The organism is Corallococcus sp. bb12-1, from assembly GCF_026626765.1.
Lineage (GTDB): Bacteria > Myxococcota > Myxococcia > Myxococcales > Myxococcaceae > Corallococcus > Corallococcus terminator.
Genome location: NZ_JAPNJZ010000001.1, coordinates 250,294 through 265,654, shown reverse-complemented (window position 1 = coordinate 265,654; position 15,361 = coordinate 250,294). Strand labels below are relative to the sequence as shown.

Below are 15,361 nucleotides of genomic sequence, written 5' to 3'. Positions count from 1 at the left end.
TCGCCCGGCGGTGGACGGACACCCCCCAGAGGTGAAAAGGACCGCACCCCATGAGTCCTCTCCCCCTGGCCTTCTACGCCCGCCCCGCGCTGGAGGTGGCGCGCGACCTGTTGGGCACGCTGCTGGTGGTGGACGGAGTGAAGGGCCGGCGCGTGGGCCGCATCGTGGAGGTGGAGGCCTACCTGGGCGAGCATGACCTGGCATGTCATGCCTCCAAGGGGCTCACCCCGCGCACGGAGGTGATGTTCGGGCCGGCGGGGCGCGCGTACATGTACCTCATCTATGGAATGCACCACTGCTTCAACGTGGTGACGGACACCGAGGGGGTAGGGGCGGCGGTGCTGGTGCGGGCGGTGGAGCCGGTGGAGGGCTTGCCCCCGGGCGAGCGCACGGACGGCCCGGGCCGGCTGTGCCGGGTGCTGGGGTTGAACCTGAACCACAACAAGCAGCGGCTGGATTCGGACGGGCTGCACCTGCTGCGGGGGGAGCCAGTCCTGGATGACCGCGTGGAGCGGGGGCCGCGCATCGGGGTGGAGTACGCCGGGGCGTGGGCCGCTGAACCCTTCCGCTTGTGGATCCGGGACAGTGGACACGTCAGTCGCTTCGTGTCCCGGGCGCCTCGCCGTCGGCCTTGACGCGGAACCTTTCGGCTGGTTGGGTGGGAAGCGTCATGTCCCACGACGCCCCCCAGGAAGATGACCGGCAGGAAGAAGACCGGCGGCTCCTGGCGCGGGCCCAGGATGGGGACGTGTCCGCCTTCGAGGCCCTGGTGGGCCTGCACCAGGACCGGGTGTACGGCCTGGCGCTGCGGATGACGCGCTCGGAGGCGGACGCGGCGGAAATCACCCAGGAGACCTTCCTGTCCGCCTACCAGCACCTCAAGGACTTCCGGGGCGAGGCGGCCTTCGGGTCCTGGGTCCACCGCATCGCGGCGAACCACGCGCTCATGCGCCTGAGGCACCGCCGGGTGGCCCAGGCGGCGGAGGCGGAGCTCCAGACCCCCGAATTCACGGAGCGGGGCACCCTGGCGGACCAGCCCGTCACCGACTGGAGCCGGGACGCCGAGGAGAAGGCGCTGGACGCGGAGCTGGGGCAGGCGATCCAGCAGGCGGCCGACCGGCTGCCGGAGGGGTACCGGGAAGTCTTCCTCTTGAAAGACGTGGACGGCCTCAGCTACGAACAGATCGCAGAAGTGACGGGGGATTCCATCCCCGCCATCAAGAGCCGCCTGCATCGGGCACGGCTCGCGCTGCGAGAGGCCATCGACCTGTTCTACAACCGGGACAATCGCGGGGTGTGAAACCCCCAGGGCGCCTCGGCATCTTCGAACAGTAGCGAGGGGAGCCGCAGCCAGCCGAGGTTCGGATGTACACGTGCAAAGATTCCATCAACCTCCTGCTGGAATTCCTCGAGGGTGAGATGCCCGAGGAAGAGGCGCGGCACCTCCAGGAGCACCTGTCGGGCTGCAAGCCCTGCGAGGAGTTCATGAGCACCTACCGGGCGACGCCGGGGCTGTGCAAACGCGCCATGGCGCTGCGCATGCCCAAGGAGGTCTCTGCGAAGCTGACCGAGTTCCTGCGCTCGAAGATCAAGTCCTGCTCGTGAACCTGAAATCCCTTTCGTTGCCGGAACTGGAAGCGGCGCTCGCGCCGGCCCAGCCTTCACCCACCGCGGTGCGCAAGGTGTTCGCGGGCGTCTTCGCCCATGCGCGCCCCACCGTGGAAGCCGTCGCGCTGGCGCCCCAGGTGCCGCGCCGCGTGGGAGACCTGCTCCGCGCCCAGGCCGAAATGCCCTCCCTGAAGGTGGTGGAGCGGCGGCAGGCGGACGACGGGTTCGTGAAGTACCTCTTCGAGTCGCCGCTGGGCGGTCGCATCGAAGCGGTGCGCATCCCCATCTTCGACGAGAAGTACGTCGTCTGCGTGTCCAGCCAGGTGGGCTGCGCGCTGGCGTGCGACTTCTGCATGACGGGCAAGCTGGGCTTCCAGCGCAACCTCCAGACCTGGGAGATTCTCGACCAGGTGATGCAGGTGCGCGCGGAGGCGGACCGGCGCGTGGGCGGCGTGGTGTTCATGGGGATGGGCGAGCCGCTGCTCAACTACAAGGAGACGCTGCGCGCGGCGCAGATCCTCTCGCACCCCGCGGGCTTCTCCATCTCCGGCACGGCCATCACCTTCTCCACCGCGGGGCACGTGCCGGCCATCCGGCGCTACACGCGCGAGGGGCATCCGTTCCGGCTGGCGTTCAGCGTGACGAGCGCCATCCCGGAGAAGCGCGCGAAGGTGCTCCCCATCGAGAAGACGCACCCGTTGCCGGAGCTCATCGAGGCGATTCGCGAGTACAGCGAGGCGCGGCGGGAGCGGGCGATGATCGCCTACGTGGCCATCCAGGGCTTCAACCTGGGGCGTGAGGACGCGGAGGCGCTGAAGGTCGCGTTCGAGGGCATCCCCATCAAGGTGGACCTCATCGACGTGACGGACCCCACGGGCAAGTACCTGCCGCCCACCGCGGAGGAGTTGAGCGCGTTTCGCGACCACCTCCAGATTCTGAAGGCGCCCATCGCGCGGCGCTATTCGGGCGGCAAGGAGATTGGCGCGGCGTGCGGCACGCTGGCGGCCAGCCAGTACGGCGGCACGGTGCTGCCGACGCCGGTGGTGACGCCTCCCCGCTAGTTTCCGGGCGCCCCGTCGTGTTCACCGCCCGGCGGGCAGGTGGGGCGACGGGTTCCGCCGGGCGGGCAGGAGGCTTAAGTCTCGCGCGGGACGTTTCCTTCGCAGGGGTGGCCGCGCGGATGATGTGGATCGAGCACGTCGACAAGCTGATTGGAGCGCTAGGGCCCTTCGGGTTCCTGGTGCTCGGCGTGGCGGCGATGCTGGAGTACGTGGTGCCGCCGTTTCCCGGGGACACCATCGTGCTCATGGGCGGCATCTACGCCGTGCGCGGTGAGAAGCCCTGGTGGCTGGTGCTGGTGGTGGTGACGGCGGGCAGCGTGCTGGGTGCCTTCATCAACTATTCGGTGGGCCAGTGGCTGGCGAAGCGCTTCGAGGCGAACCCGGGGCATTCGTTCTTCGGACTCACCCACGCGCGGCTGGAGTCGGTGCAGGCGCGGATGCGGCGCGCGGGCCCGTGGCTCTTGCTGGTGAACCGGTTCCTGCCCGGCATCCGGGGCGTCATCTTCATCGCGGCGGGGGCGGCGCGCATGCCCCGGTTCAACGCGCTGGTGCTGGGCACGGTGTCCGCGCTGGCGCACAGCGGAACCATCATCGCGCTGGGCATGGCGGTGGGCGGCAACCTGGAGCGGTTGACGGTGCTCGTGACGCGCTACCAGTACGCGGCCATCGGGCTGGTGGTGGTGGCGGGGCTGGGTTTCGGCGTGCGGGCGCTGGCGCGTCGGCGTGCGTCGCCCGTGGAGCAGTCGTCGTCCTCGCGGGGCCCCTTCCTTCCGTGAAAGTGGACGGGGCCGGCCGGGGAGGGCGGCGTCCACGTTGCGCGGGCCCGGGGTGGCGCGGTTGAGTCGGGGCATGTTCCGTGCCCGTGCTCCCTGGTGGCTCCTGCTCGGCGTCTTGCTGCTCCTTGGTGGGTGTCGCTGTGGCGACGACTCCAACGTGGGCGGCGCGAGCGCCAGCTTCCGGCCGCAGGAGACGGTGGTGGACTTCGGCCGGGTGCTGGAAGGCACGCAGGTGCGCCGCTCGCTGACGCTGGTGGCCACGGGCCGCGCGGGTGTCGAGGTGGCGGCGGAGACGGAGAGTCCCTTCTTCGTCGTCGTGTCCCAGATTGTCGTGCCGGGCAGCGGCACGGGCACGGTGGACATCCTGTTCTCCGCGGGCAACACGCCGGTGGAGGGCGAGCTGGTGCTCACCGCGGGCCGCACCACGGCGACCGTGAAGCTGACCGGAGTGGGCGTGCGTCCCCTGGCGTGCCTGCCAGAGGGTGAGTGCCGCGAGTCGCGCTTCGACCTGGACTCGGGGCAGTGCATCGAGTCCCCGCTGGCTGACGGCGCCTCATGCATTCCTGGCAGTCGCTGCCAGGAGAACGGCCGCTGTCAGTCGGGAGCCTGCGTGGGGCAGCCGCGCACGTGCAACGACGACAACCCGTGCACCGTCGACACCTGTTCGCCGACGCAGGGCTGTGTGACGGCGAGCGTCGCGTGCCCCGTGCCGCGCGACCCGTGCAAGGTGGGCGTGTGCGACCGCAACGCGGGGTGCACGGTGGTGGACGTGGACAACTTCACCCCGTGCGGCGCGGTGAGCTGCAAGGAGGCCCGGGTCTGCGTCAGTGGCACGTGCCGCGCCGTGACGCCGCCGGACGGCTTCGTCTGCGCGCCCGCCACGCCGTGCCAGGGAGAGGGCATGTGCAGCGCGGGCGAGTGCATGCGCCCGGACGCGGGGGACCTGGTCGCGCTCTTCAGCGCGGAGCTGGGAGGCGAGCCCATCGCGGAGGACGGCGGGCCGGTGCTGCTGGTGGATGACGGGACGGTCTACGCCTCGGTGTGCGGAGGGGACGCGGGCTGCCGGCTCGCCGCGTACACGGAGAGCGGACTGCTGCGCTACGAATCGCCGTACGAGGATGGAGGCGCGCGGACGTTGCTCGCGGCCTCGGACGCGGGCGTGGTGGTGCTCGCACCGGAGGCGCTGGAGGCGTATGCGCCCCGAGGCGCGGGGGCGTTGCGCTGGCGCACGTCGCTGGCCCTCTCCGACGCGACCCCGGATGGAGGCGTGCAGGACGGAGTGCCCGGCACGGGCACAGGCCGCGTGGCGCTCACGGTGGAGGGAAACGTGCTCACCCACGTCACGTGGAGCGAGGCGGCTCCGGACGCGGGCGATGACGCGGGCACGGTGCGGGAGCCCCTGCGCTCCAGGCTCGCGTTGCTGAGCGCGGAGGCGGGCACGCCGCTGGCGCTGGGGCCCGAGGAGGACGGCGGTGGCGCTGCGAGGCTCGCCGTGGACGACACGCGTGGTGCGTACCTCTACACGCCCTGGGATGGACGGCTGGCCTTCACCTCCTGGGAGACAGCCCCCGAGGACGCGGGCCCCGCACTGGATGGAGGCGCGGTGCGCGGGGGCGAGTTCGCGCTGTATGCCCCGGCACCGAACGACAGCCTCACGGCATGGCCCGCCTTCGGTCCCACCGCGCTCGCGGATGGAGGCATCGGGGCCCTGGGCCTTGAAGTGCTCGACGCCGGTGTGCCGGGAGGCGCGCCGTCCCTGGCCCTGGCTTCAGGGCAACTGCTCGTGGGGGCGCGGGCCTTCCTGGACACGGATGGCGGCGTGCCTGTCGCGCTGGACTGGGATGGGGGCCTCCGCACGCTGGTGCCTCTCGACGAGCCCGTGCTGGTGACGCCCGGAGGCTCCGTGGGCCATGCCTTCGCGCGCTCGTGTGAGCGCACGGATGGCATCCCATGCGCCGCGGAGGAGCTGCGCACCGTGCTCCGCACCTTCAGCTTCGATGACGGCCACGCCCTCTTCGAAGTGGACGCGCTGCCTTCGCCCCTGCTGCCCGGCACCCTGCATGAAGCCGCGTTGATGGAGTTCGGCACCGTGAGCGTGCTCGCGGACGCGGAGCTGCCCAACGGACAGCGACAGGCCTGGCTGGAGTGGATCAGCGCCGGCTCCAAGGTCGGCATGTGCGCGCTGCCGGGCCGCGTGCAGGTGGCGGGCGCGGCGTTCGCGGGCGAGGTGCTGCATGTGGCGCTCCAGCGCGACGGGGTCTGGCTCCTGGAGTCCTACCCCGTGGGCCATCGCGCGGAGACGCGGGGCTGGCCCCAGCGGAACGCCAGCCCGTCTGGGACACGCCGGGCGGTGCCGTAGCGCGGCGGTGGGGTCAGCCGCCCGCGCTCGGATCCACCCACAGGTCCTCGAAGCGCACCTGGGGCGGCGTCTGGTGCAGCCGCAGGTTCTGCACGGACGCCACCGCGGCCACGTGCGTGCGGTCGTGGTACAGCGGGATGAGCGGGCAGTCCTCGCGCGCCAGCATCTCCGCGCGCCGGTAGAGCTGCGAGCGCAGCTCTGGATCGATGGACACGCGCGCCTCGGCGGTGAGCCGATCAAACTCCGGGTTGCGGTAGCCCAGCGGGTACACCGTCTGCGCGTTGGAGTTGAGCAGGAAGTGCAGGAACACGTCGGGGTCCGGGAAGTCCGCCAGCCACATCGTGCGGAAGGCCGGGACCCTTCCTTCACGCAGGCGCGGCAGGTACTCCTCCGGGCTCATCTGCACGTGCCGCAGCTCCAGCAGCCCCGCGTGGATCAACGGGCGGAAGAGCACCGCGTCCTCGGCGGATGTGTCGCGGCCCACGGGGTGGTGCAGCGTGAGCTGCAACCGGCGCACCCCCGCCTCGCGCAGCAGGCGCTCCGCGAGCCCCAGGTCCGTCGTGGGCGCGAGGCCCAGCTCCGCGCCATCCAGCAGCTCCGGCGGCGTGAAGGTGCGGGCCACCCGGGCCCCCGGATGGAACTGCTCCACCAGCCCCTGGATGTCCATGCCCGCGCGCAGGGCCCGCCGCACGCGCACGTCGTTGTAGGGCGCCTCGTTCAGGTTGAAGCCCACGAACGCGGTGGAGGGCGTGGTGCTGGCCACCAACTGGTGCAGCTCCAGGCCCTTGGCCTCCGTGTGCTCGGTGGGCAGGAAGGACACGAGGTCCAACTGTCCCTCCAGCATCCGGCGCACCGCCAGGGGGCGCGACTCCATCAGGTGGAACTCCAGCCGGTCGAGCAGCGGAATGCCGCCGCGCCAGTAGCCCGGGTTGCGCTCCAGCACCACGCGGTCCGGCTCCAGGCCCACGACGCGGAACGGGCCCGTGCCCACCAGCTTCCCGGAGGCGTCCACCTTCGCCACCGCGGTGGCCGTGAGCGCCATCAACTGGAGGAAGAACGCCTTGGGCTCGCGCAGGCGGATCTCCAGCGTGCCCTCGTCCAGCACCTCGATGCCCGCCACCTCGCGCGCCAGACCTTGGGAATACTCCGGCGCGCCCTCCACGTCCTCCAGCAGGCTGCGGTCCGGCGAGCGCACCGCCGGGTCCATCAACCGCTCCAGGTGGTGCTTCACGTCCAGCGCGGTGAGCATCGTCCCGTCGTGGAAGGTGACGCTCCGGCGCAGGTAGAAGCGGTAGCGGCGCGCGGAGGGGTCGGCATCCCAGCGCTCGGCCAGGTCGGGCACCAGCACGCCGTCCTCCAGCCGCACGAGGCTGGAGAAGACGCAGGCGGACAGCTCCGCCATCTGGTTCTCCACGCTGAACAGCGGATCCACCGCCTGCCGGTTGCGCAGGGACGCCGCCTGATGCAGCCCCACGCGCAGCATGCCGCCCGGGCGCGCCTGCGGAAGCTGGAAGCGGAACACCTCCGCCTCCAGGCTCGCCGTCTCGTGGCTCAGTTGATCCACCGTGCGGTCCAGGCCGTCGCCAATGCGGATGACCCGGCGCGCGTCCTCGCGCACCTGCGCCACCTCCTCGCGGATGGACGCATCGCCCCGGGTGAGCACCAGATGGGCCTGCCGCAGCTCTTCGATGGCCGCGCTCAGCCGCATCACGGCCTCGGACAGGTCGCGCCCGGTGCGCGCCTGGGCCTCCGCCTTCTGCGCGGCGCTCTGTCCCACGCGCCCCATCTCCTGCATCTGGCGCACGAGGTCGCGCGCGTTGCCGGACTGCTCGATGGCCATGCGCGTGATGTCTTCCACGCGGCGCGCCACGCGCTGGCTTGCCTCCACGACGGTGGCGCCCTGGGCCTCCAACCGCTGCGTCTCCGCGACGGTGGCCTCCACGGCGGCGAAGGTGCGCTGGGTGATGGTGCGGATCTCCCCCAGGGCCTCGGCGGCGCGGTCGCCCAGCGCCACGCCCGCGGTGGCCTGCTCGCGGCCCTCCTGCACCAGCGCCACGGCGGTCTCCACCGCGTCGCGGATGCCGGTGACCATGGTGCCAATCTCGCGCGTGGAGCGCGTGGTGCGCTCGGCGAGGCTGCGGATTTCATTGGCCACCACGCCGAAGGGGCGGCCGTGTTCGCCCGCCTGCGCGGCGATGATGGCGGCGTTGAGGGCCAGCAGGTTCGTCTGGTCGGCGATCTCCTGGATGACGTCCACGATGCGGCCAATCTCCATCGACCGCGTGCCGAGCATCTCCATCAGCTCGGCCGCCTTGCGCACCGTCTCCTCCACCCGGTACATGCCCTGCACGCTGTCGCCCACCAGCGCTTCGCCGCGCTGGGCGGTGGCCGTCACCGCGAGCGCCATGCTGTTGGTGTCCGTGGCGCGACGTCGCACGGCGTTGATGCCGCCCTCCACCAGCCCGACGAACTCCGTCGCCTCGCTGGCGAAGCGACCCAGCTCGTCACCCGACGCGGCGATGTGGCCCAGCCGCTCCGTCATGTCCTGGATGAGGGCGCTGGTGCGCTGGCTGAAGTCGTTGACGGTGGTGAGCCCGTCCACCACCTGGTGCAGCCGCTCGGTCATCTCCAGGAGCGCGCCCGTCGTCTCGTGCGCGAAGGTCTCGATGTGCTGCACGCGCTTGACGGCCGTCTGGAGGCTGGTGCCGTTGCCGGCCACGGCGGTGAGCGTGCGCTCCACCGCGCCGCCCTGTCGCCGCGCGGCCTCCAGCAGCACGCGGGCCTGGTCGCTCACGCCGTTGCCGGTGCGGTGCAGGTTGCTCGTCACGCGCTGCACCTGGGACATGGCGCGGCGCAGGGAGAGGATGAGGCGGCGCAGGTCCTCCTGGCCCTCGAAGCCCTGGTGGATGGGCGTGGTGAGGTCGCCCTCCGCGAGCCGGGCCATCAGCCCGCGGCGCTCGCGCCTTCGCATCGCGGCCCAGCGGAACCACGCGAGGTAGCTGCCCGACAGCCACAGGAAGGGCACGCCGAAGAACAGCACCGCCCAGCCGGCGACATCATCGGGCGAGCCCGTCACCCAGCGCAGCATCAGTCCCAGCAGCAGCGCGGAGACCAGGGCCGCCGCCAGCCCGAACGAGAAGAGGTACCGTTTGGCGCCCATGGAGGGGGTGCACGCTAACCCGCCTTCTCGCGCCGGTCCTCAATTCGACGCATGCTCGCCCTCGCATGAAGGCCCTTCTCGCCGTCGCCATGCTGGCGCTCCAGGTAAACCCCGCCAGCACAGGGGCCGCGAGCGGAGAATCCGTCCGTTTCGTCTTCGCGTGGCGCGGCGTGCCGGTGGGGACCGTCTCGCTGGCCCTGGACGCGGGTCGCTTCACGTACACCAGCCGGCACCTGCACGTGCGCGAGGGCCGCGCGGGAGAGCGGGTCCGCGAGGTGACCCTGGACGTGGATGCCGCGGGGCGCGTCATGGGCGCGGACGCGGTGCCGCAGGCGCTGTGGCTGTGGCGGGGCCCACCGCCCGAGGGCTGCGTGAAGGGCCGCGAGGAGCTGTCCGGCCAGGAAGGTCCCCACTGCGTCACGTCGCGAAGTCCCACGAGCGCCGACGGCACGATGCTGGGTGCGCGCTTCCGTGCGGACTACGACGCGCGAGGAAGGTTGCGAGCGCTGGACGTGGGGGAGTCCCGCTTCACGGTGGCCGCACCGGGAGAACGGCTCAGGACACCGCCGGAGCTCTTCGCGGACGGCGTGCCGGTGGGGGGCGGTGTGGAAGGGGCGCTGAAGCTGGTCCCGAGCGGGCCAGCACGTCCCACGGCGCCCGTCCCCGACCGCCTGCCGGACATGACGGCATGGACGCCAGACGCGGCCCGGGCGCTCTCCCGGAAGGTGCACGCGGCCTTCCCGGACAAGGGCCCGACGGCGGCGGACTGGCGCTCGGGAGGGGAGGGCGAGGCGGGAGGGTGTCTGGCCCACGCGCTGCGCTTCGCCGCCCTGGCGCGCGCCAACGGCCAGCGGGTGGGTCTGGTGCACGGCCTGCTGGTGGTGGACGGTGGCCCCGCGCGTCCCCATGCCTGGGTGCGCGTGGCGCTGCGGGGAGGCGGCGTGCTGGACCTGGATCCGACGTCGTTGGATCCGGTGCGCTCGGACACGCACCTGCCGCTCGCGCTCGTCCCTCCGGAGGGCCCCGGCCTGGAGGCCGGGGAGCGCTGGCTGTCGCTCCTGCGCGGGGAGTGGCGCGTGGTGCGGGCTACTCGAAGGGAATGATGGACAGCTTCGCGCCGGTCTTCACTTCGAGGATCTCCTTGGCGCGGGCCGGCAGGGAGATGGTGGTGTTGTCCAGCCGGGCATGGCAGCGCACGGAGCGGAAGCGGTTGCGGCCGGACTCGCGCTCGGCGGCGACGAGCACGTCGTCCCCCTCCAGCTCGAAGTCCTCGTCCGTCAGCTTCAGCGTGCGGTAGCGGCGCACCAGGGAGATGTCGGCCGTGTCCGCCTCGAAGTGCGGGCCACCGTCGAACGGGTCGATGCGCTCCACGTACCGGAAGCCCACCCGCTCCAGCATCCGCTGCACGCCGCGCGTGGCCGGGCCCACTTCACCGAGCACCTTCTGCACGCGGTCCGGGAACAGCGACGCGTAGATGTCCGACGAGGGGAACAGCTCCTTGATGAACTCCTTGTTCTGGCGGCTCAGCCGGTCGGCCTCCAGGTAGGTGAGGCCGGTGAACTTCTTGCCGCAGGCCTCCCACAGGAGGCTGCGCCCGTCCGGGAGCAGCGGCGGCAGCAGCTCCGCCAGGATGCGCGGACGGAAGATGCGCCGGTGCATGGAGATGAAGAGGAAGCGCACGAAGGACAGCTGCTTGCCGGGCTTGTCCGGCGTCGCGCGGTAGGGCGGGTCCACCACCAGGCCGCCAATCTCCGTGGGGCCCTCGTAGTTGTACGCGATGGACAGCACCTTGTGCCGCAGGTGGCGCTCCAGCGAGGCGGAGTAGTGCTCCCGCTCGCTCACCTCGTAATAGATGTGCGGCGCTTCGTAGGTGCCGTGCTGGGCGATGATCATCGACGTGCCGATGATGAGGTTGTTGCGCACGTCCTCCAGCACGAACAGGTACTCGCGATCAAACGGGTCCTTCACCCGGCCCGCGAAGCTCTTCACCGACTTGTCGATGATGGCCTCGAGCGTCTCCTCGTTGTTCGGCAGGTTGACGGTGTTCAGCACCGCGGCAAGACGCTTCAGGCCGGGCAAGTCGGTTTTCTGGACGTCTCGCAGCACGAGCATGGGGCACGCAGGGGGCACCCCGGGAGGGGAGCGCCGGAAGGGTCCGCGACCATACACCACCCCCCCGAGCCGTCAGCCTCCTGCATGCTCCCCTGTCAATGACGCGTTGCGTTCAGGACACCGCTCCCCCGTCCGCTCGGTGGGTGCGGGCGGGGTGCTCCAGACGTGAAACATGTCTCAAACGGGCCAGGGCTCGGCTGCCCGCATGCCCTATTGTCAGGCATGTGGGAATGGACTTGAGAGGGAATGAAGTGGGGGAATGACTTGAGGTAGGGTTTGTCGAAACTTTGACAGCAAAGTTTCTGGCTCCCCTGGCTGGTCCCCCCAACCTCCCTCAAGGATTCATCATTGAAAGCACTGCACCTCTGGCTTGCGATGTGTTTGCTCCCGAGCCTCGCTGCGGCGGGTATCGTCTGGCGGGGAGACTTCGAGACGGGGGATCGTTCGCAATTCAGTACGACCCAGATGGTGAGCGCTGACCGGCTGCAGCTGGTGACGAGCCCGGTGGCGGAGGGCAAGTACGCGCTGAAGGCGACGGTGAAGCAGGGCGATGATCCCATCAACTCCAGCGGCAACCGCAACGAGCTGGTGTACCTGAGCCGGGAGAAGGTGGGTTCGGAGTACTGGTACCGCTGGAAGGTGATGTTCGCGAACGACTTCCCCAGCGTGGATGCGTGGCAGCTCTTCACGCAGTGGCACCACGACGGGTGCTGCGGGTCGCCGCCGGTGGAGTTCTTCGTCAAGGGCGAGGTCATCCGGCTGACGGTGAACGACAGCGGGACGGTGTGGAGCACGCCGCTCAAGCGCGGGGTGTGGCACGAGTTCATCTTCCACGCGAAGTGGTCCCCGGACGCGTCGGTGGGCTTCGTGGAGCTGTGGCACAACGGCAAGCAGGTGCTGAACAAGACGAAGGCCAAGACGATGTACGCCGGCCAGAACAGCTACCTTAAGCTGGGCCTGTACCGGGACGACAGCATCAAGCCGGTGGGCGTCGTCTACCACGACGGTTTCATCCAGGCGACGAGCCGCGAGGACGTGTTCCCGGTGGTGCAGCCGGAGCCGGAGCCGGTGGACGCGGGCAGCCCGGTGGAGCCGGATCCGGTGGTGGATGCGGGCTCTCCGGTGGAGCCTGATCCGGTGGTGGACGCAGGCTCTCCGGTGGAGCCTGATCCGGTGGTGGACGCGGGCACGTCGCCAGGAGGCACGGTGGACGCGGGCACGGGCGGCGCGCTGCCGGACACCGCGGTGAAGCCGTCGCCGTTGGATGAGGGGGGGGATGACCTCTACCGGGGCGGATGTTCAGCGAGCGGTGGTTCGCTGGCGGCGTTCTCGCTGCTGGGTCTGCTGGGGCTGATGGGTTCGCGTCGCCGCCGTCGGAACTGAGACGCCTTGGAAGTGCCTCCCGCTCTGGTGCGCCAGGGCGGGAGGTGATTCACGGCATGGGTTGAAGGGGCCGGCGCTTCCATGCGAGGAGGCGCGACGTGAGAACCCCTCCCCGACCGATGTGGCTGCTGTGCTGCCTCTTGCTGACCGCCTGTGCGACTCCGGGGGGCTCGGCGCCCTCAAGCTATGAGCAGACCATGGACTCCGCGACCAGCGGCTGTCTGCACCACCCGGGCTGTGCGAGCCAGGTGGGCCAGGAGGCGATCCTCCCGTGGCTGGCGAGGGCGGCGGCAAGGGCGGGCCAGGCCGCCGCGATGCTGCGCCTGTGGGAGGCCGCGGAGGTGACCCACGTGCAACGGGTGCTACTGGAGTGCGCGAAGGAGGCGAACTTCGAGGTGAATGAGCGACTCCTGGGGACGGGAGGGCGGACCTCGCCGGAGTTATGCAAGAAGCCGCTGGATTTGAAGGTGCCGGAGGTGACGTGGGGGATGAAGCTGGGGGAGGAGAAGCATGCGGCGGCGCTGGAGTGCGTGCAGCGGATGCTGGGAGCCACCGACGCGGGGCGCTTCAGCCTGGAGCCGCGCTACCTCAAGGATTCGAGGACAGGGCAGACGCGGTGGCTGGATCCACAAGTTGTGGCCCAGTGGCTGGCGGACGGACAGTTCCACCTGCTGGTGGGGAGCATCGTTCCTGACGTGGTGCTGCACGCGCTCGGGAACCCGCTCAAGGTCCAGGCGGTTTATGACTTCAAGTTCCCGTGTCCGGTGACGAACCAGCCTCAATGGGACATCTACCCACTGGGCCACGCCTTCGCCGAGCGTACGCAAGGCTCCATCTACCAGGAGATCCTGGGCAGTGCTCAGGTTCCCCGAATGGTGTCTCCCAACTTCGGAGTCCGATGATGACCGCGCGAGTACCAAGGGTTCGTGAAGCGATTGATATCGAGGGCGAGTCCGTAGCCCTCGTGCGCGAGGGGGTGAGCATCATGTTCTACATGCCGCTCCCCCATGAGGTGATTGCTCCTTTCGTATGGCAAGCGCTGGAGCGCTACCGTCATGCGCTCGGCGCACGACGGCTGGGCTGGTACGTGAGTTATTCTGGAGATTGGCCAGAGCTGGATGCGAAAGGAGAGGCCTTCATCAAGGCCCGGTTGTTGGGCTCCTCCGCCCTTGTCGAACTGGCCGAACGACCCGACTCCGTCACAGGCGTGTCCTTCCGGTACCACGGCCGCGGCAGTGAATTGCCCAACTTCCTCAAGGACTATCCCCAGTGCTCCTGTGCTGTGGAGTTCTGGTTGCCCATCGAGTTTCTGGATGATCCGGGTCCAGAGTGGGTGCGTGCCCTGGCCCTCGAGTTGGGGCGCGAGTTGCCGTGGGCGTCGGGGCACGCGGGGCTGGCGCTCGAAGTCGGCGCCTGGATTCAAACACTCAACCCAAGACTGCTCGAAACGTGCCTCCGCCATCCTGGTTTCGACCTGCCGAGGATTGGGGACTTGTCACTGTTCCTCGGTAAACGGGTGCGGCCACCCTCGTGGCTCACCTTCCTGGGGCCCCCCGTGCTGGAGGCACTGGGCGGAGCGGAAGGACTTCGCGCGCGGTTGCACTCCCCCGCGATAGAAGTCCAGTCGCTCTCGCCCGAGCGCGCGGTGGTGTCCCTGGGAGCCGTGCCCGAAGCAGGCGATATGGAAACCGGAGACACACTTCCGCACTACCGCGAGCTGGCCCGTGTGCTGGAGCCCTGGCTGTATGCGCACCCGCACGGATGGGACTGGTTCACGCCAGAAGAAGTCCGCCGCTGGGAGCGCCGCTTCCTCTGACGCTCACCCCGCGAGCGCTGGGTAGTCCACGTAGCCCTCGGGCCCCGGCGTGTAGAAGGTCGCGGGGTTGGACGCCGCGAGCGTGGCGCCCTGCTGGAGCCGCTGCACGAGGTCCGGGTTGGAGATGAAGGGCCGGGCGAAGGAGATGAGGTCGGCCTGCCCCGCATCGAGCGCTGCCTGGGCGCGCCCGCGGTCCATGCCTCCGTTGAGGATGACCGGCCCCTCGTAGGTGGCGCGCAGGGCCTTCAGCGTCGTCCCGAAGCCCGCGTGCGGATTCGCGACGACGTGCACGTAGAGCAGCCCGCGCAGTCCGCGCGCGAGCGTCGTGTACTGCGCCTCCACCTCGTCGTGCGCCGGCAGGTCGTTGAAGGTGTTGTACGGAGAGAGTCGGATGCCCACGCGCTCGGGACCGATGGCCTCCGCCGTCGCCTGCGCGACCTCGATGACGAAGCGGGCGCGGTTCTCCACGCTGCCGCCGTACGCGTCCTGGCGCCGGTTGGAGTGCGGGTGCAGGAACTGCTCGAGCAGGTAGCCGTTGGCGCCGTGCAATTCGATGCCATCGAACCCCGCCGCGACGGCGTTGCGAGCCGCCTGCACGAACTCCTCCCGGGCCTGGGTGATGTCGGCCGCGCTCATGGCTTCCGGTACGGGCATCGGCTGGAGGCCCTCCTGGTCGGTCCACATCTTGGAGTCGGCGGCCACGGCGCTCGGGGCCACCACGCGGGCGCCGGCCGGCAGGTTGTGGGCGTGCGCGATGCGGCCCACGTGCATGAACTGCATGAAGATGTGTCCCCCGGCCGCATGGACGCTGTCGGTGACGGCGCGCCAGGCCTGGGTCTGCTCCTCGGAGAAGATGCCGGGGATGCGCGCGTAGCCGAGCCCGTTCGCGGACGGCGCGACGCCCTCGGTGATGATGAGGCCCGCGGAGGCGCGCTGCGTGTAGTACGCGCGCATCAACTCGTTGGGCAGGCCGCCAATCGCGCGGCTGCGGGTCATGGGCGCCATGACGACGCGGTTGGGAAGGGCGAGCGTGCCCAAGCGATAGGAAGAGAAGAGGTCCATGGACGGGCTCCTGTGGCCGGTGGA

General features: G+C 70.2%; 13 protein-coding genes. 10 read left to right on the top strand and 3 right to left on the bottom strand.

From position 1 onward, the window contains the following. Positions 1-50: 50 nt before the first annotated feature. The 6 genes from OV208_RS01095 (at position 51) to OV208_RS01070 (ending at position 5,804) form a co-directional block, all read left to right on the top strand. Positions 51-635 (top strand): DNA-3-methyladenine glycosylase, encoded by a 585-nt coding sequence (locus tag OV208_RS01095; RefSeq protein WP_267571912.1) that lies wholly within the window; start codon positions 51-53, stop codon positions 633-635. Between the two features lie 35 nt (positions 636-670). Beyond that, complete coding sequence (locus tag OV208_RS01090) at positions 671-1,300, top strand: RNA polymerase sigma factor (protein WP_120539248.1); 630 nt, start codon at positions 671-673, stop codon at positions 1,298-1,300. A gap of 65 nt (positions 1,301-1,365) precedes the next feature. Further along, a complete protein-coding gene (locus OV208_RS01085) occupies positions 1,366-1,605 on the top strand; it encodes an anti-sigma factor family protein (RefSeq protein ID WP_120539249.1) in 240 nt (79 codons plus the stop codon). Next, positions 1,602-2,669, top strand: a complete 1,068-nt coding sequence (locus OV208_RS01080; protein WP_120539250.1) for a radical SAM protein — start codon at positions 1,602-1,604, stop codon at positions 2,667-2,669. The genes OV208_RS01085 and OV208_RS01080 overlap by 4 nt, the downstream gene beginning before the upstream one ends. A gap of 122 nt (positions 2,670-2,791) precedes the next feature. After that, on the top strand, positions 2,792-3,445 hold the full coding sequence (locus OV208_RS01075) for a DedA family protein (RefSeq protein WP_267572789.1): 654 nt from the start codon (positions 2,792-2,794) through the stop codon (positions 3,443-3,445). Positions 3,446-3,518: 73 nt separating this feature from the next. Then, positions 3,519-5,804, top strand: a complete 2,286-nt coding sequence (locus OV208_RS01070; RefSeq protein WP_267571911.1) for a hypothetical protein — start codon at positions 3,519-3,521, stop codon at positions 5,802-5,804. A 13-nt stretch (positions 5,805-5,817) separates the two neighbouring features. Here OV208_RS01070 and OV208_RS01065 read toward each other — a convergent pair whose 3' ends face one another. Continuing rightward, positions 5,818-8,964 (bottom strand): ABC transporter substrate-binding protein, encoded by a 3,147-nt coding sequence (locus OV208_RS01065; RefSeq protein WP_267571910.1) that lies wholly within the window; start codon positions 8,962-8,964, stop codon positions 5,818-5,820. Positions 8,965-9,029: 65 nt separating this feature from the next. Here OV208_RS01065 and OV208_RS01060 point away from each other — a divergent pair, with 65 nt between their 5' ends. Next, positions 9,030-10,067, top strand: a complete 1,038-nt coding sequence (locus OV208_RS01060; RefSeq protein ID WP_267571909.1) for a lasso peptide biosynthesis protein — start codon at positions 9,030-9,032, stop codon at positions 10,065-10,067. Here the strand turns inward: OV208_RS01060 and OV208_RS01055 are convergent. Further along, complete coding sequence (locus OV208_RS01055) at positions 10,051-11,076, bottom strand: arginine N-succinyltransferase (RefSeq protein ID WP_267571908.1); 1,026 nt, start codon at positions 11,074-11,076, stop codon at positions 10,051-10,053. The genes OV208_RS01060 and OV208_RS01055 overlap by 17 nt on opposite strands. A 375-nt stretch (positions 11,077-11,451) precedes the next feature. On the opposite strand from OV208_RS01055, the gene OV208_RS01050 reads away from it, so the two are divergent. From OV208_RS01050 to OV208_RS01040, 3 genes are all read left to right on the top strand, one after another. Further along, complete coding sequence (locus OV208_RS01050) at positions 11,452-12,459, top strand: polysaccharide lyase (protein ID WP_267572788.1); 1,008 nt, start codon at positions 11,452-11,454, stop codon at positions 12,457-12,459. Between the two features lie 197 nt (positions 12,460-12,656). After that, positions 12,657-13,361, top strand: a complete 705-nt coding sequence (locus OV208_RS01045; protein WP_267571907.1) for a hypothetical protein — start codon at positions 12,657-12,659, stop codon at positions 13,359-13,361. Further along, a complete protein-coding gene (locus tag OV208_RS01040) occupies positions 13,358-14,275 on the top strand; it encodes a type VI immunity family protein (protein ID WP_267571906.1) in 918 nt (305 codons plus the stop codon). The genes OV208_RS01045 and OV208_RS01040 overlap by 4 nt, the downstream gene beginning before the upstream one ends. Before the next feature lie 3 nt (positions 14,276-14,278). Here the strand turns inward: OV208_RS01040 and OV208_RS01035 are convergent, their stop codons facing one another. Further along, a complete protein-coding gene (locus tag OV208_RS01035) occupies positions 14,279-15,337 on the bottom strand; it encodes an alkene reductase (RefSeq protein WP_267571905.1) in 1,059 nt (352 codons plus the stop codon). Positions 15,338-15,361: the final 24 nt, after the last annotated feature.

What these genes read in the sequence shown, in the direction of transcription:
- OV208_RS01095 (WP_267571912.1), top strand. Translation starts at nt 51, where the DNA reads ATGAGTCCTCTCCCCCTGGCCTTCTACGCCCGCCCCGCGCTGGAGGTG.
- OV208_RS01090 (WP_120539248.1), top strand. Translation starts at nt 671, where the DNA reads ATGTCCCACGACGCCCCCCAGGAAGATGACCGGCAGGAAGAAGACCGG.
- OV208_RS01085 (WP_120539249.1), top strand. Translation starts at nt 1,366, where the DNA reads ATGTACACGTGCAAAGATTCCATCAACCTCCTGCTGGAATTCCTCGAG.
- OV208_RS01075 (WP_267572789.1), top strand. Translation starts at nt 2,792, where the DNA reads ATGTGGATCGAGCACGTCGACAAGCTGATTGGAGCGCTAGGGCCCTTC.
- OV208_RS01070 (WP_267571911.1), top strand. Translation starts at nt 3,519, where the DNA reads ATGTTCCGTGCCCGTGCTCCCTGGTGGCTCCTGCTCGGCGTCTTGCTG.
- OV208_RS01065 (WP_267571910.1), bottom strand. Translation starts at nt 8,964, where the DNA reads ATGGGCGCCAAACGGTACCTCTTCTCGTTCGGGCTGGCGGCGGCCCTG.
- OV208_RS01060 (WP_267571909.1), top strand. Translation starts at nt 9,030, where the DNA reads ATGAAGGCCCTTCTCGCCGTCGCCATGCTGGCGCTCCAGGTAAACCCC.
- OV208_RS01055 (WP_267571908.1), bottom strand. Translation starts at nt 11,076, where the DNA reads ATGCTCGTGCTGCGAGACGTCCAGAAAACCGACTTGCCCGGCCTGAAG.
- OV208_RS01050 (WP_267572788.1), top strand. Translation starts at nt 11,452, where the DNA reads ATGTGTTTGCTCCCGAGCCTCGCTGCGGCGGGTATCGTCTGGCGGGGA.
- OV208_RS01045 (WP_267571907.1), top strand. Translation starts at nt 12,657, where the DNA reads ATGGACTCCGCGACCAGCGGCTGTCTGCACCACCCGGGCTGTGCGAGC.
- OV208_RS01040 (WP_267571906.1), top strand. Translation starts at nt 13,358, where the DNA reads ATGATGACCGCGCGAGTACCAAGGGTTCGTGAAGCGATTGATATCGAG.
- OV208_RS01035 (WP_267571905.1), bottom strand. Translation starts at nt 15,337, where the DNA reads ATGGACCTCTTCTCTTCCTATCGCTTGGGCACGCTCGCCCTTCCCAAC.